General features: G+C 48.9%; 21 protein-coding genes, 2 tRNA genes and 1 other RNA gene. 14 read left to right on the forward strand and 10 right to left on the reverse strand.

Going from position 1 to position 25756, the window contains the following annotated elements:
• Positions 1 to 3 precede the first annotated feature (3 nt).
• Together betB and betI are read right to left on the reverse strand one after the other, a co-directional pair.
• Complete coding sequence (gene betB, locus KUO20_RS07060; protein WP_235042160.1) at positions 4 to 1473, reverse strand: betaine-aldehyde dehydrogenase; 1470 nt, start codon at positions 1471 to 1473, stop codon at positions 4 to 6.
• Positions 1474 to 1496: 23 nt separating this feature from the next.
• Complete coding sequence (gene betI / locus KUO20_RS07065; protein WP_235042161.1) at positions 1497 to 2117, reverse strand: transcriptional regulator BetI; 621 nt, start codon at positions 2115 to 2117, stop codon at positions 1497 to 1499.
• 216 nt (positions 2118 to 2333) lie between these two features.
• Here betI and KUO20_RS07070 point away from each other — a divergent pair, with 216 nt between their 5' ends.
• The 4 genes from KUO20_RS07070 (at position 2334) to KUO20_RS07085 (ending at position 4484) form a co-directional block, all read left to right on the forward strand.
• Positions 2334 to 3269, forward strand: a complete 936-nt coding sequence (locus tag KUO20_RS07070) for a choline ABC transporter substrate-binding protein (protein WP_235042162.1) — start codon at positions 2334 to 2336, stop codon at positions 3267 to 3269.
• Between the two features lie 87 nt (positions 3270 to 3356).
• A tRNA-Met gene (locus KUO20_RS07075) sits at positions 3357 to 3433 on the forward strand.
• 50 nt (positions 3434 to 3483) lie between these two features.
• Positions 3484 to 3580, forward strand: an RNA gene (ffs, locus tag KUO20_RS07080) — signal recognition particle sRNA small type.
• 139 nt (positions 3581 to 3719) lie between these two features.
• The gene (locus KUO20_RS07085) at positions 3720 to 4484 is read left to right on the forward strand and encodes a DUF3750 domain-containing protein (RefSeq protein ID WP_235042163.1); all 765 of its coding nucleotides are present in this window, start codon (positions 3720 to 3722) and stop codon (positions 4482 to 4484) included.
• Positions 4485 to 4487: 3 nt separating this feature from the next.
• On the opposite strand, the gene mntR is transcribed toward KUO20_RS07085, so the two are convergent.
• Positions 4488 to 4964 (reverse strand): manganese-binding transcriptional regulator MntR, encoded by a 477-nt coding sequence (mntR, locus tag KUO20_RS07090; protein ID WP_235042164.1) that lies wholly within the window; start codon positions 4962 to 4964, stop codon positions 4488 to 4490.
• A 294-nt stretch (positions 4965 to 5258) separates the two neighbouring features.
• Positions 5259 to 6467, reverse strand: coding sequence for an MFS transporter (locus KUO20_RS07095; RefSeq protein ID WP_235042165.1), 1209 nt, complete (start codon positions 6465 to 6467; stop codon positions 5259 to 5261).
• A 216-nt stretch (positions 6468 to 6683) separates the two neighbouring features.
• Here KUO20_RS07095 and KUO20_RS07100 point away from each other — a divergent pair, with 216 nt between their 5' ends.
• Positions 6684 to 8030, forward strand: a complete 1347-nt coding sequence (locus KUO20_RS07100) for a Na+/H+ antiporter family protein (RefSeq protein WP_235042166.1) — start codon at positions 6684 to 6686, stop codon at positions 8028 to 8030.
• A 63-nt stretch (positions 8031 to 8093) separates the two neighbouring features.
• Here KUO20_RS07100 and KUO20_RS07105 read toward each other — a convergent pair whose 3' ends face one another.
• From KUO20_RS07105 to KUO20_RS07120, 4 genes are all read right to left on the reverse strand, one after another.
• A complete protein-coding gene (locus KUO20_RS07105) occupies positions 8094 to 8828 on the reverse strand; it encodes an RNA methyltransferase (RefSeq protein ID WP_235042167.1) in 735 nt (244 codons plus the stop codon).
• Positions 8829 to 9016: 188 nt separating this feature from the next.
• Positions 9017 to 10651 carry a chaperonin GroEL gene (gene groL / locus KUO20_RS07110; protein ID WP_235042168.1) on the reverse strand — a complete coding sequence of 545 codons (1635 nt, stop codon included), beginning with the start codon at positions 10649 to 10651 and terminating at the stop codon, positions 9017 to 9019.
• Positions 10652 to 10708: 57 nt separating this feature from the next.
• Complete coding sequence (locus KUO20_RS07115) at positions 10709 to 11002, reverse strand: co-chaperone GroES (protein ID WP_096280288.1); 294 nt, start codon at positions 11000 to 11002, stop codon at positions 10709 to 10711.
• 234 nt (positions 11003 to 11236) lie between these two features.
• Positions 11237 to 11767, reverse strand: coding sequence for an FxsA family protein (locus KUO20_RS07120; protein WP_235042169.1), 531 nt, complete (start codon positions 11765 to 11767; stop codon positions 11237 to 11239).
• A 166-nt stretch (positions 11768 to 11933) separates the two neighbouring features.
• On the opposite strand from KUO20_RS07120, the gene KUO20_RS07125 reads away from it, so the two are divergent.
• Complete coding sequence (locus tag KUO20_RS07125) at positions 11934 to 12695, forward strand: SDR family oxidoreductase (protein ID WP_235042170.1); 762 nt, start codon at positions 11934 to 11936, stop codon at positions 12693 to 12695.
• Positions 12696 to 13008: 313 nt separating this feature from the next.
• Here KUO20_RS07125 and KUO20_RS07130 read toward each other — a convergent pair.
• A tRNA-Leu gene (locus tag KUO20_RS07130) sits at positions 13009 to 13093 on the reverse strand.
• Between the two features lie 82 nt (positions 13094 to 13175).
• On the opposite strand from KUO20_RS07130, the gene KUO20_RS07135 reads away from it, so the two are divergent.
• The 8 genes from KUO20_RS07135 to KUO20_RS07170 all read left to right on the forward strand — a co-directional run bounded on the left by KUO20_RS07135 (position 13176) and on the right by KUO20_RS07170 (position 23981).
• Positions 13176 to 13787 carry a ComF family protein gene (locus tag KUO20_RS07135; RefSeq protein WP_235042171.1) on the forward strand — a complete coding sequence of 204 codons (612 nt, stop codon included), beginning with the start codon at positions 13176 to 13178 and terminating at the stop codon, positions 13785 to 13787.
• Positions 13788 to 13941: 154 nt separating this feature from the next.
• Complete coding sequence (gene gapS6a, locus KUO20_RS07140) at positions 13942 to 14280, forward strand: GapS6a family protein (RefSeq protein WP_235042172.1); 339 nt, start codon at positions 13942 to 13944, stop codon at positions 14278 to 14280.
• A gap of 15 nt (positions 14281 to 14295) precedes the next feature.
• On the forward strand, positions 14296 to 17700 hold the full coding sequence (gapS6b, locus tag KUO20_RS07145; protein ID WP_235042173.1) for a GapS6b family protein: 3405 nt from the start codon (positions 14296 to 14298) through the stop codon (positions 17698 to 17700).
• 142 nt (positions 17701 to 17842) lie between these two features.
• Positions 17843 to 19189: a phospholipase D family protein gene (locus tag KUO20_RS07150; RefSeq protein ID WP_235042174.1), complete on the forward strand. Its 1347-nt coding sequence runs from the start codon at positions 17843 to 17845 to the stop codon at positions 19187 to 19189.
• Between the two features lie 112 nt (positions 19190 to 19301).
• The gene (locus KUO20_RS07155; protein ID WP_235042175.1) at positions 19302 to 20000 is read left to right on the forward strand and encodes a ComF family protein; all 699 of its coding nucleotides are present in this window, start codon (positions 19302 to 19304) and stop codon (positions 19998 to 20000) included.
• 598 nt (positions 20001 to 20598) lie between these two features.
• A complete protein-coding gene (locus KUO20_RS07160; protein ID WP_235042176.1) occupies positions 20599 to 21573 on the forward strand; it encodes a serine/threonine protein kinase in 975 nt (324 codons plus the stop codon).
• Between the two features lie 281 nt (positions 21574 to 21854).
• The gene (gene folE / locus KUO20_RS07165) at positions 21855 to 22406 is read left to right on the forward strand and encodes a GTP cyclohydrolase I FolE (RefSeq protein WP_096280280.1); all 552 of its coding nucleotides are present in this window, start codon (positions 21855 to 21857) and stop codon (positions 22404 to 22406) included.
• Positions 22407 to 22523: 117 nt separating this feature from the next.
• On the forward strand, positions 22524 to 23981 hold the full coding sequence (locus tag KUO20_RS07170) for an NAD-dependent succinate-semialdehyde dehydrogenase (protein ID WP_235042177.1): 1458 nt from the start codon (positions 22524 to 22526) through the stop codon (positions 23979 to 23981).
• Positions 23982 to 24095: 114 nt separating this feature from the next.
• Here KUO20_RS07170 and purH read toward each other — a convergent pair whose 3' ends face one another.
• Positions 24096 to 25694: a bifunctional phosphoribosylaminoimidazolecarboxamide formyltransferase/IMP cyclohydrolase gene (gene purH / locus KUO20_RS07175; protein ID WP_235042178.1), complete on the reverse strand. Its 1599-nt coding sequence runs from the start codon at positions 25692 to 25694 to the stop codon at positions 24096 to 24098.
• Between the last annotated feature and the right edge of the window lie 62 nt (positions 25695 to 25756).

Consider the following 25756-nt stretch of genomic DNA (forward strand, 5'->3'; position numbering starts at 1 on the left):
TCCTTAAAACACTGACTCAAACGGGCCCATTTCAATCTGTACGGACTTGGTTTGGGTATAGTGATTAAGCGTCTCAATACCGTTCTCGCGACCAATGCCCGATTCTTTATAGCCGCCTACCGGCATCTCGGAAGGTGACTCACCCCACGTGTTGATCCAGCAAATACCGGCTTCCAGCTGGTGAATCACGCGGTGGGCGCGATTCAGGCTTTCGCTGAAGACACCGGCGGCAAGTCCATAAGTGGTGTCATTGGCGCGGCGAATAACTTCATTTTCGTCATCGAAAACCAGCACTGACATTACCGGGCCGAAGATCTCTTCACGCACGATACGCATCTCGTCGGTGCAGTCGGTGAATACCGTCGGTGCAGCCCAGGCGCCATCTGCAAAGCTGCCTGTGTTCCAGTCGTCGCCACCTGCCAGCAGGCGAGCGCCTTGCTCTTTGCCCAGAGCGATATAGGAAAGCACTTTCTCCTGATGCTCGAAGCTGACCAGCGGACCAAAGTTGACGCTAGGGTCCATCGGGTCACCCGCTTTAATGCGCTTGACGCGTTCCACTAGCTTGGCCTCAAAGGCATCTTTAACGCTGCGTTCAACAAACACACGCGTGCCGTTGGTGCAGATTTGGCCACTGGAGTAGAAGTTGGCCATCATGGCGGCGTCAGCGGCACGATCCAGGTCGGCATCGGCGAAGACCAGCAGCGGCGATTTACCGCCCAGCTCCATAGTGACGTCTTTTAGCGTCGAGCTTGCGGCGGCGGCCATAACTTTCTTGCCGGTGCCCGCCTCGCCAGTGAACGAGACTTTGGCGATACCAGGATGTTCAGTGAGCATTGCGCCTACGCGCCCATCGCCTTGCACCACGTTAAAGACGCCGTTAGGCAGGCCTGCTTCCGTGAAGATCTCGGCCAGTTTCATGACCGTGAGCGGGGTGACTTCGCTAGGCTTAAATACTACTGCGTTGCCTGCGGCCAGCGCCGGCGCCGCTTTCCAGCAGGCTATTTGGATTGGGTAGTTCCACGCCCCAATGGCACCAATTACGCCCAGCGGCTCGCGGCGGGTGTATACAAAAGAGCTATCGCGCAGGGGAATCTGGCTACCTTCAATGGCCGGCGCCAGGCCAGCGTAATACTCAAGCGCATCGGCGCCGGTCACGATATCAACACTTGCCGTTTCGCTGATTGGCTTGCCGGTATTGCGGGTTTCCAGTTCGGCAAGCTCGTCATTACGTTCACGTAACAATGCCACAGCGCGCAATAATACGCGCGAACGCTGCATGCCGGTCATGGCCGCCCACTCACGCTGTCCGCGCTGAGCGGCTTCAACCGCGGTATCAACATCGGACTGGCTGGCTTGTCCGATCGTAGCGATCAGGCTGCCATTAAAGGGATTGGTGACGGTAAAGGTTTCACCTGACGTGGCGCTTACCTGGCGACCATCAATATAGAGAGGCTGTATGTCTTGAGCGGCCATGTAGATCTCCTCGGATAAAAAAACTAGCGGTATGTGTCGCACGCAGAGGTTGCGCAGCCATGATGAGCAAGCAGCTGATCCAGATAGGCCTGTGCGATAAGCCTGGCCTCATCTGCATCAAGCCCGGCGGGCGTTAACGCCCCGCGTAGCCACAGACCATCAATCATCGCCGCCAAACCACGGGCGGCGCTGCGGGCATCATGACGTGACATAACGCGTCGAAACTGGTGACATAAATGCGTGTAAAGACGGCGGTCATTGACGTTTTGCAAACGCTGAAGCATAGGCTTGTGCATGCTGCTCGCCCAAAAGGCTAACCAGGTCTTGGCAGCGGGGCCGGTGACTTGAGTGCGGTCAAAGTTCCCCTCAATAATGGCGCTGATGTGGGCGCGGGGAGAGTCGTCTGTTAACGCATGACGGCGCGCGGCAACGGCCTCGGTGAGGTCGGTCAGTATTTGCCGCATGGTTGCTTCCAGCAGACCATCTTTGCCGCCAAAGTAATGGCTGATGATGCCCGCAGAGACCCCGGCATGGCGAGCAATGCGCATCACGGTAGTTTCGGCTAAACCGACTTCGTCAATGGCGGCCATCGTTGCGTTAATTAACTGCTGGCGGCGTATTGGTTCCATTCCCACCTTTGGCACAGCTATCTCCTAGAGACTCTCATAATCCGTTGAATGCCTTACGTGGGCCTAAACTTGAAACCCAGGCGAAGGCATGATTACCTAACCATGATGTCATTTTTTTATTGAACGTTCAATCAATAAAAGATCAGTCAGTAAAAGACGCCAAATTTTTTAGGAATGCGAAGGCTGCGGTCTCAGAGTGCTCGCATCAAACGTTTCAAGGGGACAACGAACATGAGTAAAATTTCGACGCGTTATGCCGGTGCTTTATTACTGGCCGCCGGATTGCCAACGGCGGCTTATGCCGATGAATGCAGCAGCGTGCGCTTTGCTGAGGTTGGCTGGACAGACATTACCGCGACCACTGCGCTGGCTAGTGAGGTGCTCGAAGGGCTTGGCTATGCACCCAGCGTCGATACGGTCTCTGTGCCCATTGCCTACGCCGGTATGCGCAACAATGATTTTGATGTCTTCCTAGGCAACTGGATGCCTTCAATGGCATCGATCAGCGACCCTTATATTGAGCGAGGTGAGGTTGAGCGCTTGGTAGCTAACCTTGAGGGAGCCAAATACACGCTGGCCGTGCCGCAATATGTGTACGATGCGGGTGTGACATCAGTGAATGATTTAGCCGAGCATGCCGATCAGTTTGATAGCAGCGTGCACGGCATTGAAGCGGGGAACGATGGTAACGAGCTAATCGAGCAAATGATTGATGATAATGCCTATGAATTAGGCGATTGGCAGGTGGTTAACTCCAGCGAGGCAGGGATGTTGGCGGAGTTGCGCGCGCGCGTTCCTAACGAGCAGTGGATGGTGTTTTTAGGTTGGGAGCCACACCCCATGAATTCTAACTTTGAGATGGCGTATCTTTCCGGTGCAGATGACTATTTTGGCCCAGAACTAGGCGGCGCGACGGTGCATACGAATACGCGCGCTGGGTTTGTGGATGAGTGCCCAAATGTAGGGGCATTATTGCGCAATATGACCTTTACGTTGGAAATGGAGAACCAGCTGATGAGCGCGATTATGGATGGTGGCGTCGCACCCCGTGACGCCGCGCGTGACTACTTAAAAGCCAATGACAGTATCCTGGACGAGTGGTTAGACGGCGTAACGACCCGCAATGGCGAGCCTGGCGCAGAGGCCGTGCGCGCTGCCATTCAATAAGCTAATTTAGGTGGGGGAGGTGAGTCGGAATCCGGCTTGCCTTTCGCATTTAAGATAGGCATAATCTGCACCCGTTGATGAGGAAAAGGCTACGTAGCTCAGCTGGTTAGAGCACATCACTCATAATGATGGGGTCCCCTGTTCAAATCAGGGCGTAGCCACCACATCAGCATTAGCACACTCACGTCAACAGAGTGTGCCGTTATGGTGGCCCCTTAGGTCCTCCCGCAACGCTAAACTGCGAACCCCGCCAGGCCCGGAAGGGAGCAACGGTAGTGGTGGCTGCGTGTGCCGGGATGTGGCTTCTGGGGCTACCACCATTTCTAGCATCATTCTTTTTTATTTCCCTCCTCTAAATACTACTGACGCATCAACTCGTCACGCAATACGCTTGCGTCTTGTAAGCTATCGCGGTACTTACAGTTAACGATTAGCCTTATGGGTATTACGATGAAAACGCTACTGCGATGGCTGCTCAGTCTCGTGGCGCTTTTGGCGCTGCTGTTAGTGGGCCCTGCATGGATATTGGCGAGCAATCAGGTGGTCACGGATGTTCACTGGTCATCGTTAGATCGCACCTCAGTGGGTATTGCGCCTGATCCATCAGAGCATTCCGAGGCCGTTGTGCAGGTCTATTCGGCCCGGGCATACAACTGGCGAGGGGCGTTTGGGGAGCATATTTGGATCGCTACCAAAGCGGAAAACGCTGATAGCTATCGGCTTCATCAGGTATTGAGCTGGCGGCGGCCGACGGTGGTGTCGTCTATTGATACGCCTGACCGGGCTTGGTTTGGAAATCCGCCTACGCTATTGGCCGATTACCGCGGCGAAGCGGCTGTCCGGATGATTCCGAAGATAGAGGCCGCTGCCATGGATTATCCCCAAGCCGACCTTTACCGCGTATGGCCTGGACCTAACAGCAACAGCTTTATTGCCTGGGTAATACGTGAAGTTCCAGGGTTTGAGGTAACGCTGCCTGTGACGGCTATCGGCAAGGACTATATTTTTAACGGCGTGTTTGCGCCCACCCCCAGCGGCACCGGCTACCAGTTTTCACTGGGTGGCGTGATCGGCGTTATGCTCGCGCTGGAAGAGGGTATTGAAATTAACTTTTTAGGGCTGAGCGTTGGTCTTGATGTTATGCGGCCTGCGCTAAAATTGCCTGGCATCGGGAGGCTGGGAATGCCCGCCCGAGTATCAGGCAGTGGCGGTTAGCTTTTATTTTTGCTGCTGATCGGTAAAGCGTTGCATGATCGTGAGTGTTTCATCGCTTACGTGATGCTCCATGCCTTCAGCATCAATGCGGGCGGTGGCATCTTTAACACCCAGTGCACGCAGGAAGTGCAGCACGATGTCGTGGCGAGCACGCGACGTCTCGGCCATTTTTTGGCCAGCCTCTGTGAGGAACAGCGATCGGTAAGGCTTGCTAGTCACTAGCTCCAGCTCATTTAAACGCCGAATCATTTTCGATACCGTCGCCTGGCTAACCGCCATGCGGTTGGCTATATCCGCTGCACGGGCTTCGCCGCGGTGCATTAGTAAATCACCTATCAGCTCAACATAGTCTTCAATCAATTCGGTTTCGTGAGCGTTGCGCACCGTCGCGTATTGCAGGGCGTGCTGCTCCACGGGGGGCAGCGCATCGCCAGGAATGCTGGCGGCGGGCAATGAGGCGTTCGGATTAGATTCAGTCATCGGCAGATTATATCGGAGGCTGGTGTAACAATCATTGGGTAGTCGCGTATTTTTACGCACAAAGCTTGCCAGTTGATAATACAGAAAAGAGATCCGCTAAGAATCAGTCATCTGCTGATATCGTTTTAGTTACAAAATTATCACTCAGCTGCCTAGTCTCCGGGTAAGGAGCCTAGCAAAGGCGCGTTCCCATTAGCAGCAAGGTTGCATCAGCCTGCTGCCAGCCCCACCACGCAAGCATGAGGCCGCATAGCAGCAGCGCTGCCGTTGCTATCTTGAGAAGCCTCTCAATTTTCATGAGGTCATCACCGTTGACGGGGAGCGCTCAAGCGGCTTTTCGCTAATAAACCAATGGAGTGCCGCGGCTACCACAGAGAGCACAATAGCAATTTGCCATACCGTGTTGTAGTTGCCGGTAAGATCGTAGAGATAGCCGCCCAGCCAAACACCCATAAAAGAACCTAGTTGGTGAAAGAGAAAAACGATGCCCCCCAGCATGGAAAGATGACGAACGCCGAAGACTGATGCAACGATACCGTTAGTAAGTGGCACGGTGGACAGCCAAAGAACGCCTATGATGATGCCAAACGCATAGGCGCTGATCGCGCTCAGTGGTAAAAATAAGAAAGCGCTAATGACGACGCCACGTAGTAAGTAGAGCCAGGTTAGCAGCCTGGGCTTAGACCAGATGCCGCCCATCCAGCCAGCGATATAGGTGCCAAAGACATTGAATAGCCCAATCAGTGCTAACACGGTTGTGCCCACCTGTACGGCGAGCCCGTTATCAAATAAGTAACCGGGAAGGTGTACGGCAATGAACACGACCTGAAAGCCGCAGACGAAAAACCCTAGGCAAAGCAGCCAAAACCCTTTTTGCCCGGCCGCTTCATTGAGCGCATCTTTCAAGCTTAGGTCAGAGGCGGTTTTAGTAGTGGGCTTGTCACGCAGCATGGCTCCCAGGGGAATAATCAGGGCTGCAATTGCCGCCATCGCTATCAGCGCCGCGGCCCAGCCGAGCCACTCAATTAAACCAAGAGTGCCGGGAAGCATGGCGAATTGGCCGAATGAGCCTGCTGCGCTCACGATACCCATGGCCATACTGCGTTTTTCGGGCGCTACCGCACGGCCAACGGCACCTAAAATCACGGAGAATGTCGTGCCTGAAAGGCCAAGACCAATTAGTAGGCCGGCACTTAACGCCATGCCCAGCGCTGAGGTAGAGAGGCCCATCAACAGGAGTCCTAGCGCGTACAGTATGCCCCCAACAATAATTATTTTTGCCGCTCCAAAGCGGTCAGCGAGCGCACCGGTAAAAGGTTGCGACAATCCCCATACCAGATTTTGTAAGGCAAGTGCGAAGGCAAAAACGCCGCGGCCCCAGCCAAGTTCACTGCTTAGCGGCTCCATAAAAAGCCCAAAGCCATGGCGTAATCCCATCGCGATGGAAAGCACGAGGCCTGCTAGTACAATTAGTAGTAGTGCGTTGTGGCGAACAAAGGCCATCGTGTTCTCTTTATGGGCTGGCTTACGATGTAGTCAATAGTGCATGTTATGGACTATGACATGAGATGTGTGGATTTAGAAGCTGCCTCATAGGGTGTCGAGATGAGCGAATAAAGTAGTGCGTTTGCTGAGTCCTCCGCTTAGGTTTGTCGTTTTATTCTGCTAAAATTCGCCACCTTCGCTGTTTATAGCCTTTCAATAGCTTTAGGGATCTTCATGAATGCAGTAATTCTGGCGGTGCTGGTGATGGTGGCGCTATCGCTGGCGCGTGTCTCTGTGGTTTTCGCGCTGGTGCTAGGCGCCTTAGTCGGTGGCTTAGTGGGTGGACTGACGCTTGAGCAAACCATGGATGCGTTTAATAACGGCGTAGGTGGCGGTGCCCAAGTTGCGCTGGCCTATGCCACGCTGGGCGCTTTTGCGGTGGCTATTTCACGCTCTGGTTTGCCGGATATGCTGGCGAATCGTCTGATTGCGTTACTGGGCAAACAAACGACGCTGGCACGTCAAACGCGAGTTAAAGTGCTGCTGCTAACGGCGGTTCTGCTGGTCGCTATCTCTTCACAAAACGCTATTCCTGTGCATATCGCTTTTATACCCGTGCTTATTCCACCGCTCTTAATCGTGATGAATCGCTTGAAGCTAGACCGGCGCGCGGTGGCCTGTGCGCTCACGTTTGGATTAACGGCGCCTTATATGCTGCTGCCGGTAGGTTTTGGAGCGATCTTCCTTAACGATATATTGCTGGCTAACTTAAATAGTGCCGGTGCGCCGTTAGGCTTAGAGATTACCCGTGGCATGGTGCCTATGGCCATGGCGATCCCGGTAGGCGGTATGGCGTTAGGGCTAATCGTCGCGCTATTTTGGAGCTATCGGCGCCCGCGTGACTATCAGACTCAAGACATTGCCAACGCGAATGTGATGGAAGGACATACGCCCGCCAAGCCTCATATGCTGGGGCTGATAATGTCGGGCTTTGCCATCGTCGCAGCGCTTGGACTGCAGCTTTATAGCGGCTCAATGATTTTAGGGGGCTTGGTCGGTATCGGTTTGCTCTCGCTTGGCGGAATATTCAAGTGGCGGGAAGCGGATGATCTGTTCACTAGCGGCATGCGAATGATGGCGCTGATTGGTTTTATCATGATTTCTGCGGCGGGCTTTGCCGAAGTGATGAAAACCACGGGGGAAATCGACACGCTGGTATCGGGCGCCTTTGCAATTTTGGGTGATAACCGAGGCTTAGCCGCGCTGGTAATGCTGCTGGTCGGGCTGTTCATAACGCTGGGGATTGGTTCATCGTTCTCAACCATTCCCATCATTGCCGCTATTTTTGTGCCCTTGGCAGTGCAGTTTGGCTTTTCGCCCATGGCCACGGTAGTGCTGGTAGGTACGGCAGCGGCGCTGGGAGATGCGGGCTCACCTGCGTCTGATTCAACCCTAGGGCCGACTTCCGGTCTTAATGTGGATCGTCAGCATGATCATATTTGGGACAGCGTCGTACCTACGTTCCTGCACTACAACATTCCGTTAGTGGGCTTTGGCTGGCTGGCGGCAATGATGCTGTAGGCATGCTGCTTTGACATGAAAAGGGACAACAGGCGTTGTCCCTTTTTTCTGAGTAATCATGCCTCACTGCTTAGGCAAATAAGACTCAAAAGCGCTTAGTAGGCCTCGCAGCAGAGAAAGCTCTTTGCGGCTAGGCTGCGCGCGGGCAAAGAGTGCTTGAAGCTGCTCTTCAGTGCGGGCGTGGGGTTGGGTTAAAAAGCCACTCTTTTGCATTAACTCCCCGAGATGCGCTTGGAAGTGTAGAAACTGCTCACGGCTAGGGGGTGTCGCTTCCAGCGGCCGTTGATATGCGAAATCGTTATCTGCGCTTTTACGCCATGCACGGTGCACTTCGTACGCTAAAATTTGCACCGCTTGAGATAAATTCAGAATGCCGTAATCGGCATTGGCCGGAATGCTGACCTGGTGGGTACAGCAGCGAATCTCATCATTTGTAAGCCCTGAGCGCTCTCGCCCAAACACTAATGCTACCGGCCCGGTTTGCGCGTTCTGAATAACGTCCACCGCCATATCATCGGGTTCATCATAGTGTGGCAACGGTAGGCTGCGCAGGCGTGCGCTTGCTCCCACCACTTGAACGCAGTCGATAACAGCGGCGTCTAGCGAGCTGACAACGCGGGCATTATCAAGCACATCGTTAGCGCCCGCGGAAAGGCGCGTGGCTTCTTCATCAGGGTATGAGCGTGGGTTAACCAGTACCAGCTCAGTCAAGCCCATGGTTTTCATTGCCCGCGCCGCAGCCCCAATATTGCCTGGGTGGAAGGTCTGTACGAGCACGATACGAATATGCTGCAACATGCGTTATCGCCCTATAGCCTTAAAAAATCGGCCTGATAATAGCACGTTGGCTTAGCTGAATGGACGATAAGTTATGCGGCAGAGTTACTATCGTTTAGGCCTCTATAACGCAACAACCCCGCACAGGGCGGGGTTGTTGGTGATGACATTAACAGCTAGTCATCTTGAGCAAAGGGCTCAGGGTTGCATTACATCATGCCGCCCATACCACCCATTCCACCCATGTCAGGCGCGCCTTCTTTCTCTTCGGGGTCTTCTGCGATCATGCACTCAGTGGTGATCATCAGGCCGGCAACAGAACCAGCGGACTGCAGCGCAGTGCGGGTTACTTTTGCGGGGTCAAGAACGCCCATTTCGAACAGATCGCCGTATTCGCCGGTCTGTGCGTTGTAGCCGAAGTTGCCTACTTCATCTTTAACGCGATTAATCACGATGGCAGCTTCTTCACCAGCGTTAGTCACGATTTGACGAAGCGGTGACTGCATAGCGCGTAGCGCCATGTTGATACCGTGGTTTTGATCTTCGTTTTCGCCAGTCAGGCCTTGTACTTTAGCCATAACGCGAACGAGTGCGGTACCACCGCCAGGCACTACGCCTTCTTCAACAGCTGCACGAGTAGAGTGCAGAGCATCTTCAACGCGTGCTTTCTTCTCTTTCATTTCCACTTCGGTCGCAGCACCAACGCGGATAACAGCAACACCGCCTGCTAGTTTGGCAACGCGCTCTTGCAGCTTCTCTTTGTCATAATCAGAAGACGTGTCTTCGATTTGCGCGCGGATCTGATTAACGCGAGCTTCGATATCGTTTTCTGCACCAGCGCCGTCGATGATCGTGGTGTTTTCTTTAGACATGGTCATGCGCTTAGCTGTACCCAGGTGATCCAGGGTCGCTTGCTCAAGCGTCAGGCCAACTTCTTCAGAAATAACCGTGCCGTTGGTCAGGATAGCAATGTCCTGCAGCATGGATTTACGACGATCGCCGAAGCCAGGTGCTTTAGCAGCAGCGACTTTAACGATACCGCGCATGTTGTTAACCACCAGCGTTGCAAGCGCTTCGCCTTCGATATCTTCAGCGATAATAGCTAGCGGCTTGCCTTGCTTAGCAACGGCTTCAAGAACCGGCAGCAGCTCACGGATGTTGGAGATCTTTTTATCCACTAATAGGATGTAAGGATCTTCCAGTTCAACCGTCATGGTGTCCTGGTTGGTTACGAAGTAGGGAGACAGGTAGCCGCGGTCAAACTGCATACCTTCAACAACTTCTAGCTCATCTTCAAAGCCACGGCCTTCATCAACGGTGATGACGCCTTCTTTACCTACTTTTTCCATCGCTTCAGCGATGATTTCACCAATACGCTTGTCGCCGTTGGCAGAAATCGTGCCGACCTGAGCAATCGACTTGGTGTCGGTGCAAGGTACGGACATTGCTTTGATTTCTTTAACAGCGGCCGCAACGGCTTGATCGATGCCGCGCTTAAGGTCCATCGGGTTCATGCCGGCAGTCACGCCTTTCAGGCCTTCAGCAATGATTGCCTGAGCGAGAACGGTAGCGGTGGTGGTGCCGTCGCCAGCAGCGTCAGAAGTCTGTGAAGCAACTTCTTTAACCATCTGGGCGCCCATATTCTCGAACTTGTCTTTCAGTTCGATTTCTTTAGCGACAGATACGCCGTCTTTAGTAACGGTAGGGGAGCCGAAGGATTTTTCCAGCACCACGTTACGGCCTTTCGGGCCTAGCGTTACTTTTACTGCGTTGGCAAGAACATCAACGCCACGCGCCATACGTTTGCGTGCGTCATCAGAAAATTTAACTTGTTTAGCTGACATAGTGGTTACTTCCTAAATTGAATTCAAAAACGTGAAAGTAAATAGTTGAAATGAGGATTAACCTTCAACAACTGCAAGAATATCGGTTTCACTCATGATCAGAACTTCTTCGCCGTCGACTTTTTGTTTCTCAACGCCGTAGCCATCTTTAAAGATCACGTTGTCGCCGACTTTAACGTCTAGCGGACGTACTTCGCCATTTTCAAGAATGCGACCATTGCCGACGGCTAGTACTTCACCACGGGTCGGCTTTTCTTGTGCATTACCAGGAAGCACGATGCCACCAGCAGTTTTCTGTTCTTCTTCAACGCGACGGACGATGACACGATCATGTAAAGGACGGATGTTCATTCACGTTCTCCTAAGTAGGTTGAAGCCCTGATTGGGGCAGCTAGCTAAAAAATGTTCTCGTGGGAGAGTCCCGCGAGACGTGAAGACCTTTCGGTCTTCATTGTTAATGGCGGCTGCTACATTAAGCAGTCACCGAATTTATGTGCTGGCTAAAAAGTGGGGGCTGCAGGTAGCCTTTCAAGGGGGAGGGCAATAAAAAATTGCTTTTTTGCAGGTTTTCTTCCAAACGACGCGTTATCGATGGCGCGAAGGCTCATCGCGACTAATGAAATCGCCCTCAATGGGACCGTCTTGATCAGGTGAGGCAGCGGCGGAGTCTTTCGCCCGCCCATCAAACCACTCGTCACCTTTGTCGGAGCGTGTTGAGCGTGAGTAGGCAGATGATGCATGCGGGCCTTGCTGTTGCCCGGCAATGGTTTTAATGCCTAGCCACGTTAATGCTTTAAACATTAAATGGCGCGCACTGGGAATCAGGCATGCAAGGCCTAGTGCGTCCGACAGGAAGCCCGGCGCCATCAGTAGGGCGCCGCCAAAAATAAGCGCAGCGCCAGTCAGAAGCTCGCTAGAGGGGATTTCACCTGCCTGCATGCGCTGGCGTGCGCGCGCGAAGGTTGAGACGCCTTCTTTACGAATAAGATGTAACCCGGCAAAGCCTGTGCCAAGCACTAACAATAGGGTCGTGATCAGGCCTATTTGGCTGCCAATTGAAAAAAGCACAACAAAATCTAGTAAAGTGAATAGCGATATAAAAATCAAAATAGGCATGGTCAACTCCAAAAAAACGACTCTATAACAGTCGTAGCCAGCTAATATGGTGCCAGAAATACAAATAACAAGCAGCTAAAGATGTGCGTTGTCGCGTTGGTTGCCCTCGGTTTAGGCTAGTAAATCCCGGGTTATGCGGCGCACATCTTCCTAAAAGGAGTCAGTAATGGTAGTTACCGATAAAGTCATTGCTATAACCGGTGGCGCACGAGGATTGGGCTATGCCACGGCCCTGCGCTTAGGCAAACAGGGCGCACGCGTGGCGCTGCTGGATATGAGTAGTGAGGCATTAGATCAGGCGGTATCTCAGCTGTCTGCTGAAGGGATTGATGCTCAGGCCTTTGTGTTAAACGTTGCGGAAGAGGCTTCCGTTATCCAGGCATTCGCCGACATTGCAAAACGCATGGCGCCGGTAAGCGGCTGCGTGAATAACGCAGGCATTACCCAGGACGCACTGCTGGTTAAAGCGAAAGATGGCCACGTTGAAAAGCGTATGTCACTGGAAAGCTGGCAAAACGTCATTAATGTTAATTTAACCGGCGTTTTTCTGTGCGGGCGTGAAGCAGCTACTCAGATGATTGAAGCTGGTAATGAGGGAGTGATCGTCAATATCTCAAGTATTTCTCGTGCGGGCAACATGGGGCAGAGTAACTATGCGGCAGCAAAGGCGGGTGTGCATGCGTTGACGGTAACCTGGAGTAAGGAACTGGCGCGCTATGGCATTCGTACCGGCACCGTTGCGCCTGGATTTGTGGCCACTGAAATGACCGCTGGTATGCGCCCTGATATGTTGGAGCGCATTACCTCTAGCGTGCCGTTAAAACGTTTGGGGGATCCCGACAATATTGCCCAAAGTGTCGCTTTCATTGTTGAAAATGATTATTTCAGCGGGCGCATCATTGAGTGTGACGGCGGATTGAGGCTGTAGATTTTACTGAGGTATAGTTTTTACACCGGCTCTGCCTGGGCGGCCGTTATGGCCGCCCTACAAGCATAATTGAAACGCCCGCAACATCAATTAGCAATTAAACAGCGCAAAGGTTTTGCATTAAAAAGTAGCCGCGGCTGATTTTGCCGTGCTCTCGGTTTTGCTTGAGTAAGTGCAGCAGCGCAACGAGCAGGCACAAAAAAAGCACCTCATGGGTGCCTGATATGTTGACTAAGCTATGCCTAAACTAGGCTATATAGAGACCATTTGAAGACAATTGGTAAAGCTAACTTCTTGAAAACTAACAAGTAATTGGTGCGGATGGGGAGACTCGAACTCCCACACCTTACGGCACTAGAACCTAAATCTAGCGTGTCTACCAATTCCACCACATCCGCGAAGACGAGGCGTATATTATCATTTTTATGATACAAGTCAACGCCTAGTTGGATATTTGTTTAAATGGGTTGAGGGAGCGCTATGTTTTTGAAGCAATACCTGCAAAGAGGAAATCATTGGATCAAGCAAAACATGCCGGGCTATTGCGACTTTTGCCTGGCCCCTGCGGCGCAAGGGAGTGGGTGGTGTGATGCTTGTGCCGATGAGCTTCCTTGGAATTTATATGCCTGTCGCCAGTGCGGTGAGCCGGTGACGCAGGGCCAGCGATTATGCGGGCATTGCTTAACAGAGCCGCCGGCATTTTTGGCGACTCAGGCGGGGTTGCTGTATCAGGGCGTCATTAAAGAGCTTATACATGATTTTAAATTCAACGCCTCACCGAGGGCTGGGGTATTGCTTTGCGAACTGATGTTAATGACCCAGCCCCAGCTAACTGGGCAAGCGTTCGTGTCAGTACCGATGCACCCTGCAAATGCCCGTGAGCGTGGATTTAATCAATCATACTGGCTGGCGAAACAGCTCAGCCACAGATTGGCTGTTCCATTACACACTGCTCAGCGAGTTAAGAGAAGCCGCTCCCAGCGCACGTTGAATCGCCGCGAGCGGGCATCAAATTTAGCCGATGCTTTTGCATTTCAGATGCCGCCACCGCAGCATTTAGTGATTATTGACGATGTAATGTCCGATACCTAAGGCACAACACTCTGTACTGAAACCCATCTCTCTATATTTTAGTATTATTTTCAATTGCTTATGGTTTATCGTTGAAGGCTGAACGGATTGCAGTGGTAATAAAAGAAGCCTAAGATGAATTCATGACTTTTGAGCATACAAATGGGAGCAAATCATGGTGATAGAAAGTGTTGTGGCTGGAGTCGTTGCCAATATTGTTTACGAAAGCACAAAAAAAGGGCTATCCCTTACAAAAGCTTACTTCGTGAGCGAGCTTGCCAAAGCAGTCAATGAAGAACAGGGCAAGCTTGATCACATCGCTGATGAACTAGTCAAGCTAGACCAAAGTGTAGATTTGGAAGATTTAAGTGAAAAGGGGATTATTAAAAGAATGGAGGAGTCTCCTGAGTTAGTGAAAGCACTGAATAATATTAAAACCGAAAACGTAGGTAATACGATTAATCAGTATCATTACGGTTCAGGCGATAATGTTGGTGGCGATAAAATTTGTTAACAAAAGGAATTGGTTGTGTTTAAAAATATTATAAAAATGACTCACTCGCTATTTGGGGAGAGAAAAAAAATTACAGGAAATAATGTTTCTGGCAATAGGTATGCACTTGAAAAAACATCACACAACCAACTACATAATGGCAATGGTGATAATGTTGCTGGCAACAAATATGAGTTAAAAGATTTAATGCCCGATGAGCTTAAGAGTTTATCTATAAATATTTTTAATGATGTCGGAAAAGGGGATTTTCCTAATGCAAAAAATAGTATAAAAGCTATTGAGAGTATCGGTAGAATCGGCAAAGAATCACAGCCCTATTTAGAAGCTTTAAAGCTAATTTCTGACTTAACAGATTCTTCAGAGGCAGAGATTGTTCATCCTAGAATTTCTAGAGCTTTTGCAGAATCAAACTCTTCTAAAGATAAAGATATGTTCTTAGCAGCCATGATTAGATTAAGGCTGCTACAAAAAAATAAAGAAGGTGCTATAGAGGTTTATAAAAATGAAAGCAATCCAGGTTTTTTATCTAAATGCCAATATTTTGAGTTTTTGGCAGTTGATGAAGAATTAGAGGTTGAAGCTAATGGCTCATTTAATAGCGATATAGAAATACTAGCAGTAATAAAAGGTTTTCTAAGGAATGAGAATAGCAGGGGTGCATTTAAGCTTGCGGAAAAAGCTAAGAGAGATTTTGGTGGTTACGAAACAGAAGTTGTATATTTACAATCAATAAGTGTTGAAATTGGTAATGATTTAGACGGAAGAGGATTTTGGTTTATTGAAAAAAGTCTAAAAGATAAAATAGTTAAAATTAGCGAGGAAGTTGCTAATTTAATAGATAAAGCCGAAGGGAAAGATAAAAGGTTATACAGTCTTGCTGTTCCAATTTTGACTTATTCTTCTTCAGCAAGTCAAGGGTTAAGCAATGCTTGTTGGAAATATATTGAGAAATGGGCGAATGACTTCCCTGAGTTTGCTGCCTTTTTATATGCAACTGAGAAAGAAGATTATAGTTATTTGAATGATGATATAAGAGAAGGCTTTCTTCTTAGAGAAAGTGGAGCTAGGCGAGATGAGCTTAGGGGCAAGGTGCTTTTATCTCAAGAGCTAGAAATAACTGATATATTATTGGTAATTGAATACCTTGATATAAGTGTAATTGATAAATTGATAGCAAAAGAAGATGAGATTTTTATATTAGGAGGTGATGATGCTACTAAGTCTTTTGTTAAATTATTGTTGTATTCAGCATCAAACACTTTGCATTTCGGATACAAAAGAAAAATACCTAGTTTAATTCGAGATTTTTACAATAATGATGGAGATTTTAGAGTAATCAATCCCTGGCTGTTAGAAAAATTGGTTAGGAATCTTCATAGGCATGATCTCTATATTGATTCATATAGCATATTAGAACCGATATTGCCCTTAAATAATCCTTGGTTATCACCAATAATGAAAGAATATTTGATTGCTTTGTATAATGGCAATCAATTTAAAAGCTTTCAAATTATTTTAAATAAACTTCATGCAGATGCTCAAGCGTCAAGTTTTTATTGGTCTGTTAAGGCACATTTTCAAGCAAATAAAAAGCAGGCTCCTGATTCTTTAAAATCCATTAATCGAGCTCTTAGTCTTGAACCAAATTCAACAAGCTTTCTACTTCAGAAAGCCAGAATTTTATTAACTTTCGATAAAGCAGACAATATTGAAGCCTTTTTAGATAATATTGATATTTCTGTAATTGATATTGATCATGAAGATTCAATTCAACTGCTAGCATTGATGTATCATTTTGTAAGATTTAGCAAGGTTGAAAAAATAGCAGTGAATTTGTTTCTTCGTGATCCGGTCAAAGCATCAAAAATAATTACGGATCTTCACTTTGGTCATACTATCTCAAGAGTAAGTTCTAAAGAATTAGAGCCAAGTTATAAAGATGTAGGAAACTCAATATCTGGTTTTGAGTTTTCACAAATGGATAACCGTAGAAGAGTTATTGTAATTGATAATTACAGGTATTCTTCAAATCAATACGTAGTTCATGCTGATACCAATTTAGGTAAAGCCTTGCTCAGCCTTAATGAAGGAGAAACAGATGATAGTTTAGTAAATGGTTTAACATTACATAAAAAAATGCCCCCCTATGTAGCTGCTTTTCAAATTTCTTGCACAATAAGGCATGAAATAAATGACGGCGGTGACTCTTTTTACATGTTAAAAGTCCCGGAGAATGGAAAAGATCTATTAGAACATATGGGAAGTATGCTTAAAAAGTTTTCATCAGAGAAAAATTTAAATGTATTTGGAGACCCAAATATACCGCTTTTAATGAAAGGGAAATCAATTAACTATAATGAGCCTGCTAAAGCTGCATTTGAATTATTTATTGATGCCTCAATAGTAAAAATGATTTTGCCTGTAGAAAAGCTAGCTGCACCGCCGATAAAATTTATTACTGATGCTTATACAATCATTTACGTAGCTCTCACTGGCATTGCGGAAAGCTTTTGTGAAACAGATTTTTATGTCACGGAAGAAACCAGTCTTATTATAAAAAATTATCGTGAAACTATCACGTCCGCAGATTATATGACAATTGCGGTGAATAGTGATGGTAGATTTTTAAGAACGTTTGCTAAAGATATTGAAAGAGAATTTGGTGTATTTTTAGAAGGGCTTGATCAAATTTTGAAGTCTGTAAAAGAAATTGAAAACAATGATATGCTGGAAGAAGACTTCCCTCGTGATCTTAATTTCTTGAAGGGCGGGATAGATGATTCAGTAATACATACAATCATTGCTGCATATTCAGTCAGTCTCCCATGGCTGACAATAGATAATGCCATAGGAAGCCTTGTTTCGAGGTATGATATTGATGTTTATCCAATGCATATTTTTGCTTCAAAATTGTCCAAGAACACTACATTAAGCAAAAAAATAAATGGGTTAAATTTACATGCATTTAGTGGTTTGCCTTTCCCTGTACACAATGAGGATTTGCTCAGCCTGCTGTTTGAATTTAATGCTTTAAGTCTTACCATTTTGAAAAAAATACTTATGATACACCAGGCTGCTATTCTTGAAGATGAAGGTCTAAATTATTGTCTGGATGGAATGCCGTTATATATTGTATTTAAACTAGAGAGAAACAGCCTGCCTTCTGTAGTTCAGGCAGCAATTTCTTTACTGAATACAGTATTCAGACTTCAAATATCACGGAAAAATAGGTATACCGCTGAGTTCAAATTAGCTCAATCTATTCGCTATTCTTTAATAAAAGCACATGAGGCGGGTGTTAATCTAAAAATATTAGATCCTATATATAATAATTTTATTTCTGGCCATTTTCTAGATGGTAGTATGGTGCTTAAATATTTGCATCAAGAAAATAATGTTTCTTATGATGCTGTCGAATAATTTATATCTATTCTGGAGACACATAACGATAATGTTAAAAAATAATGCTTACTCTAGCGAAATCGCTATCTTAAATATCTATTTTGGATATAGCTTATAATTAGACCCATTCGCATCGATAAAAAATAGAAGAAGGAATTCAATGATTTTTTTTGGTAACAAAGTAAATGGTAATTACCTTCGTGACGTATTGCCATCAAAAAATAGCGATGTTGAGTCTGTAAAAGCTGCCATAGCATATGGTAGCGATGCATCGACACTTCTTGCGAATTGCTTAGCCAACAAGTTCCGCCTCGATATTTGGATGCGGTATGACCATACAGTTCCTGTTTCACCTAACCTTTTAAGAAAATTGCTGACAAATGTTGGGAACAATATTTTCTGTAATTTGGTTCCCGATATTCTCCATTCCAAGGTTGTTTGGTGGAAGGGGTATGGGGCATACATAGGATCTGCCAACCTCACAGACCGAGCTTGGGTTACAAATATTGAGTTCGGTGTATTCCTTAGCGAAGAAGAGCTTTTAGTTGATAACTCGCTTGCTCAGATTGAATTATTTTTTGAAAATCTTGCTTCTTATGAAGAGATTTTTCCATTATCGGAAGAGGTTATAACCGAGCAAGAAAAGCTATATAAGCTAAGGCAAAGTCAGATGAAAGCTATTGACGAAGCTAGCCTGAAGCAAAGAAAGCATAAAGTGTGGGAAGGGCCTGCTACTCATACTACCCCTGAGAAAGCCTATGATGCTCATAGAAGCCGTTTCATTAAGGAGTGGGGCGATGGCATTAGCTATCTGAGAAATATTGCTAGCAAAGCTCCTGCATACCGGCCTGCATGGCTCAATGAAGGTGTGCCTGCTGAATGGCAAGCTGATCAGTTCTTACATGCCTACTACCACAACGAAGTGAAAGATGGTGCAAAGCACCCTTATGAAGACTTCTATAGCAAAAATAAAGCCGATCCAGCTAAAGCCTTGGAAGCTGGACTTCAATGGTGGTCAAGGCTTCCAGGGCCACCATCCAATGAAGATGATAACTGCCATCGTCGTGCTCCTGTCATATATGAATTGCTGTCAAAAGAAAACATAGGCAACTTGACCGTTGAGGGGTTTGCCGAAATCTGCAAAGCCAACCACTCTACTGCCGATCACGTTAAACGCATGCGGTTAGCTGTTCTATGCATTGATGATGCACATACTGGCTTAGATGGGCGAGTAGAAGCCTTTGCGGAATGGTTGTGGGCAAAGAAAAATAATTCAGGGCAAACCATCAAAGATCTACTGATTTACGTCATGGATTCAGGTAGGCCAGAAGACTTTGTCGATATGCTATTTGAAGCTGCGTATAGCGAGAACCGGAAGTTCCCGCATTTTGGCATCAATCAGATATCAGAAATGACCGGCTGGGCAAGACCTGAGCTATGTCCGCCTAGAAATGGTAGGACGAGTAAAGGACTGAGAGCACTTGGGTATGATGTTAAAATCCACTAAAAAATAATGCTGTTTTTAGGGGAGTTGCTGCTGAACTTACTACCTCAAGAGACTTTATAATAACCTAGAGTTTTTTTATCAAGGAGTGGATTGCTAAGAGGGCACTGAAAAGATGCATCAGTGGGTCTATTTCATTAATCGATGGCTCAAGCGTGGTTTGCCTGGCTATTGTTCATTTTGCCTGGCACAGGCATTAGCGGGGCGAGGGTGGTGTGCAACCTGTTTGTGCGAGCTGCCGTGGAACCTGCATGCCTGCCGCCAATGCGCTGACCCTGTTGCTCATGGTGCGAGCCTGTGTGCGCACTGCCTAATTGAACCACCAGCATTTTCTACGACCCAGGCGGGCCTGCTGTACCAAGGGCCTATTAAACAGCTAGTGCATGATTTTAAATTCTATGCCTCTCCGCGGGCGGGCACACTATTAGCTGAACTGATGCTGTTAACTCCGCCCGTGACCCAGGGTGATGCACTATTGTCGGTGCCTATGACCACTAGACATGCCCGCACGCGAGGGTTCAACCAATCGCATTGGTTGGCCGAACAACTCAGTCGTCAGCTTGGGGTGCCAATGGTGACTGCCAAACGAGTAAAGGATTCCCCCTCTCAGCGAACGTTGAATCGCCGCCAACGGGCTACCAATCTGGCGGGCGCCTTTGTATTTGAATCACTGCCCCCGGCTCATATCACAATAATCGATGAAGTTGTTACTACCGGTTCGACCGGACATGCGCTGGCAACTGCTGCGCTCAAAGCAGGTGCGCAACGCGTCGATATTTGGGCCGTTGCACGGACACCGCTAGGCACGAGTTGAAGCATCACCACGGCATGTGGTGATTATCCCAGCAACAAGTAAAACTATATAAGCTAAGGCAAAGTCAGATGAAAGCTATTGACGAAGCTAGGCTGATTCTAAAAAAGCAGAAATTATGGGGAGGGCCTACTACTCATACTGGTAAAGTAATAAAGGGCTTCGTTTTCTCGGATACACTGTAAAAAATTACTAGCACCCCAAAAATTTTTACTTCAGCTAACCAAAATTCTACCCACTACCTCAAAATGATGTTGAGAACTTCAATTACTGAAGTTTTAATTTTTTGTTCTCAATAAATCTAATAAAATCATTTTCTTAGAAGTGGGTTGTGCCGGTGGTGCTCACTTGCTCATTTTTTACAGTAGTGCCTTAGGTGCTGCAACGTTAGAAATAATTGATATTTTCTTTTAAAATCAGTGAAATAAAAGATGGGCCACTTACGTTTTGGTTAGTGTGGTGACTACCGGTGCTACTGGGCATGAAATGGCGTGTGCCGAGCTGGAGACAGGTGCTAAGCGCGTCGATATTTGGGCAGTAGCGCGGACGCCCCTGGGCAAGGGTTGGTAGAATAGGTTTTTTGCCGACCCAGGAGTGACCTATGTCACACCCGTTTAGCTCTCTTTCGCCCGATTTAGTGATGTCAGCAGCCGAGTCGCTTGATATTTGGCCAGCGGGAGAGCCTTTCGCGCTAAATAGCTATGAAAACCGCGTGCTAATGTTTCGCGATGAGGATGGCAAAAACTGGATTATTAAGTTTTATCGGCCTGACCGCTGGTCAGAAGCGGTAATTCAGGAAGAGCATGATTTTTTACAAGAGCTAGCTGACAACGATGTGCCGGTCGTGGCACCTTGGCGAAACGCTCAGGGCCAGTCGCTACATCAGTTTAAAGTATTTAATTTTGCGTTATTTCCTCACTGTCCTGGTCAGGCCCCGGAGTTAGATAACCCTGCTCACTTATTTGCGATGGGCGAGGTGCTGGGGCGCTTACATGAAATCTCCGCTAAACAAGCTTTTCAACATCGCCCGCGATTAGAGATGGCGAGCGGCATTCTTGACGCTCAGCAGCGTGTGCTGGCAAGTGAGCGATTGAGTGGTCATCAGCGTCGAGCGTATGAAAACGTCATTACGAAAGTACATCAGCAGCTTTCAAAGCACAGCGTACCTGCTAGTAGCATGATTCGGTGTCATGGTGACTGTCATTTAGGCAATGTGCTCGGCCGCGATGAGCAGTTTACGCTGGTCGATTTTGATGACTGTCTTATGGCGCCCGCGATTCAGGATATCTGGATGATGCTTCCCACCGACGACCCGCAGGGCTGGGGAGCACACTTGAATGAGATTACCGAAGGATATGAGGAAACGCTGCCGTTTCCGACGGAGCAGATGTCGTTAATTGAACCGTTAAGAAGCTATCGGTTGATTCGCCATACTGCTTGGCTGGTATCGCGTTGGAATGACCCCGCTTTCCCGCGGGCGTTTCCGTGGTTAGCGGATAGCGGTTACTGGGATCAGCATATCCGCCAGTTAGAGCAGCAGAGCCTGCAGTTAGAAGCCCCGCGTTGGCTGGCATAGCGCGGGTGGTGTATAGCCGATCAGCATGTGGGGCCGGATTATTTCTTCGCATAGCCTTGGCAATAGCGACGCTGCCATAAATGAGAGGCTTACGTTAAAATAGGTTATTCCAGACAATAATGGTTCAGCAGTCTTTCTAGCTATTTTTTGTACATTAACTGCTGGCCAAGACACGCGTAAATTTTATATTTAGACGGGTCTAATATTAATTCGCGTAAAGAAAGAATTGACGTAGGTGTCAGTTTTTTTGCATTTGTGCACCGTTCTTGATGAGGCTTAACATGTCCGATGATATTGCTCACCACTATCGCCAGATAATCACTGCTTTGGGAGAAGACCCCGATCGGGAAGGATTGCGGGATACGCCAAAGCGGGCAGCGAAAGCCATGCAGTTTTTGAATGCGGGCTATAATCAGTCGCTGGGGGAAATTATTAACGGTGCCGTGTTTGAGTCGCACACAGACGAAATGGTGCTGGTAAAAGACATTGAGCTTTATTCAATGTGTGAGCACCATCTGCTGCCCTTTATTGGCAAGTGCCATATCGCCTATTTACCTAACGGCAAGGTGCTGGGGCTATCTAAATTTGCGCGCATTGTTGATATGTTTGCACGCCGTATGCAGATCCAAGAAAATCTCACCCTACAAATCGCTGATGCCGTTCAAGAAGTCACGCAGGCAAAGGGCGTCGCAGTGGTCATTGAGGCTCGCCATCTTTGCATGATGATGCGTGGCGTAGAGAAGCAAAACTCCAGTATGACCTCGTCCGTTATGCTAGGCAGGTTTCGTAGCGACCAGGCGACCCGGCAAGAATTCCTAATGCTGATTAACTGAATCTGATGCCGATAGCCGATGATAAAGGCGCGCTAGAAACTTGGTTTATAGGGGTGTTTCGTCTTAGCATGAAGTGTTAACAAGCCTACACGGCCAACATTTGGTCAGGAGTCTTTCATGGAAGCGCTTAAAGAAACGCAGCTGTATTGTCCCTTTGCCTATATCGACGGCAGCTGGGTTGCGGCCGATAGCGGCGAGCAGATCACGGTCTTGAATCCGGCAACCGGTGAAGTTGTCGGCAATATTCCGCGGTTAGGTAAAGTTGAGACTGAGCGGGCGATCGATGCAGCTGATGCTGCCCTGCCTGCATGGCGAGCGTTGACCGCTCAGGAGCGCGCCGACTTATTATTAAAGTGGCACGATCTGATGCTTGAGCATCAGCACGACTTAGCCATGCTGATGACCTACGAGCAGGGCAAGCCGCTTAAAGAAGCCGCGGGCGAAATTGCCTATGCCGCAAGCTTTTTGCGCTGGTTTGCTGAAGAGGCCCGGCGCGTTTACGGTGAAACGATTCCCGCGGCAAACGCGAATCAGCGTATCGTCGTGACTAAGCAGCCAGTAGGTGTTGTGGGCGCGATTACCCCTTGGAACTTTCCGGCGGCGATGATTACCCGTAAAGCGGGTGCGGCACTGGCCGCTGGCTGTACGATTGTCGTCAAGCCTGCGAGCCAAACGCCGTTTTCAGCCACGGCATTAGCGCTATTGGCCGAGCGTGCGGGCATTCCGCGCGGGGTGTTCAACGTGGTGCCGGGTAGTGCCAGTGACATTGCGCAAGCGATGACGCAGTCGCCGAAGGTGCGCAAAATCACCTTTACCGGTTCTACCGAGGTGGGTAGTAAGCTGATGGCGCAGGCAGCTGAGCATATTCAGAAAATCTCGCTAGAGCTGGGTGGCAACGCGCCGTTTATCGTCTTTGAAGATGCGGATTTGGATGCCGCGGTAGAAGGTGCAATGGCGGCCAAGTTCCGCAATGCGGGGCAGACCTGCGTATGCACCAACCGCTTTTTAGTCCAGTCCAGTGTCATCAACGCGTTTTGCGAAAAGCTGGCGGCGGCGATGGTTAGCGAACTGCATGTTGGTGATGGCACCAAGGCGAATATCAATATTGGCCCGTTAATCGATGAAAAGGCGGTTAAGAAAGTCAGTGAGCACGTGCAGGACGCGATTGATAATGGCGCTGAGCTGCTGCTGGGTGGGCATCCCCATCCACTGGGCGGTAATTTCTTCACGCCGACACTGATTAGCTTTGCCACGGATAAAATGAAGGTCGCTCACGAAGAAACGTTTGGCCCGCTGGCCGCTGTGTTCCCGTTTGACGATGAGCAAACTGCGATTGAAATGGCCAATGACACTCAGTATGGCTTGGCCGCGTATTTCTACTCGCGTGATCTGGCTCGGGTGTGGCGCGTTGCTGAAGCGCTCGAATATGGCATGGTGGGGATTAATACCGGTTCCATTTCGAACGCAGCGGCACCGTTTGGCGGGGTTAAGGCATCAGGCTTAGGTCGTGAGGGCGGTCATCAAGGGTTGGAAGAATACCTTGAAACAAAATATCTATGCATTGACCTTGGCTAGCGCTTGGAGGGCTGTTTTTTAATTGACAGTTACCGTCACAAATAAGCCCCCACTGGCGCTCTGCCAATGGGGGCTTGCTATATGCTGGCTAGCCAGCGGTGCTACCGAAAAAGCTTAGTGGCGGAAGTGGCGCATGCCGGTAAATACCATGGCAATGCCTGCTTCATTGGCGGCATCGATCACTTCCTGGTCGCGCATTGAGCCACCCGGTTGAATAACCGCGGTAATGCCCGCGGCGGCGGCGGCATCAATGCCATCACGGAACGGGAAGAACGCATCCGAGGCCATGACCGACCCAGGCACTGAAAGGCCTTCATCTGCGGCTTTGATGCCCGCAATTTTAGCGGAATAAACACGGCTCATTTGTCCGGCGCCCACGCCCACCGTTTGACCATCTTTGGCATAAACAATGGCGTTGGACTTAACGAACTTAGCCACTCGCCAAGCAAAGGCTAGATCGCGCAGCTCTTGCTCGCTGGGAGCGCGCTGGCTGACAACCGTCAAATCCTCGCGTGTCACCATGCCCTCATCGCGTTCTTGTACTAATAAGCCACCGTTGACCCGCTTGAGGTCAAAGGCAGGCTGGTGTTCGCCTGACCAATGCTCGCTGACGTCAAGTAAACGAACATTCTGCTTGTTGGCCACAATGGCGGCAGCGTCATCGCTAATCCCGGGGGCGATAATTACTTCGACAAACTGACGGTCAATAATTGCCTGAGCGGTTTGTGCGTCCAGCGCTGTGTTGAAGGCAATGATGCCGCCAAATGCGCTGGTAGGGTCGGTGGCGAAGGCTTTTTCATAAGCCGCTAGCGCTGTTGAGCCAACGGCCACCCCGCAAGGGTTGGCATGTTTAACGATGACGCAGGCGATCTCTTTAAAAGCTTTGACGCATTCAAACGCTGCATCGGTATCGGCGACGTTGTTATATGAAAGCGGTTTGCCCTGCAGCATTTTTGCGGTGGCAACGCTTGGCTCGCTAGCCTGCGGATCAACGTAGAAAGCTGCCTGCTGATGGGGGTTTTCGCCGTAACGCATATCCTGTTTTTTATGCATTTGAAGATTAAAGGTGCGGGGAAATGCTTCGTCAGCAGCGTCAACCTTGCGGCCCAGGTAGTCGGCAATAGCGCCATCGTAGCCGGCGGTGTGTTCGAAGGCTTTGACCGCTAAATCGAACCGCGTTGCCGTGCTTACTTGACCATTTTGAGCGGCCAGCTCACCCAGCACGCGGGTGTAGTCAGCGGTATTCACAACTATCGTGGTATGCGCATGGTTTTTAGCGCAGGCGCGCACCATAGTAGGGCCGCCAATATCGATATTCTCGATAGCATCTTCCAGCGTGCAATCAGGCTTGGCTACGGTCGCCGCGAAGGGGTAGAGATTAACGACCACCATATCGATAGGGGTAATGTCGTTTTCGGCCATGACCGCATCATCCTGCCCGCGTCGTGCCAAAATGCCGCCGTGAATTTTGGGGTGAAGCGTTTTGACACGGCCATCCATAATTTCGGGAAAGCCGGTATGTTCAGACACTTCTTTCACCGCAATGGCATTTTCTTGCAATAGCCGGAAAGTGCCACCGGTTGAAAGCAGTTCAACGCCGTGCTCAGTCAGGCCGCGGGCGAATTCTACAATGCCAGTTTTATCAGAAACGCTCAGAAGGGCGCGGCGGACGGGAGTAGCGTTACTGTCAGTCAAGGTAGAGTTATCAGCCATGAGGATGCTCGTGTGCAGCGTTGTGAAGTCAACGTGGGTAAATAAAAACAACAACGCCCCAT

Source organism: Vreelandella profundi, from assembly GCF_019722725.1.
In the GTDB taxonomy this organism is placed as follows: Bacteria; Pseudomonadota; Gammaproteobacteria; order Pseudomonadales; family Halomonadaceae; genus Vreelandella; species Vreelandella profundi.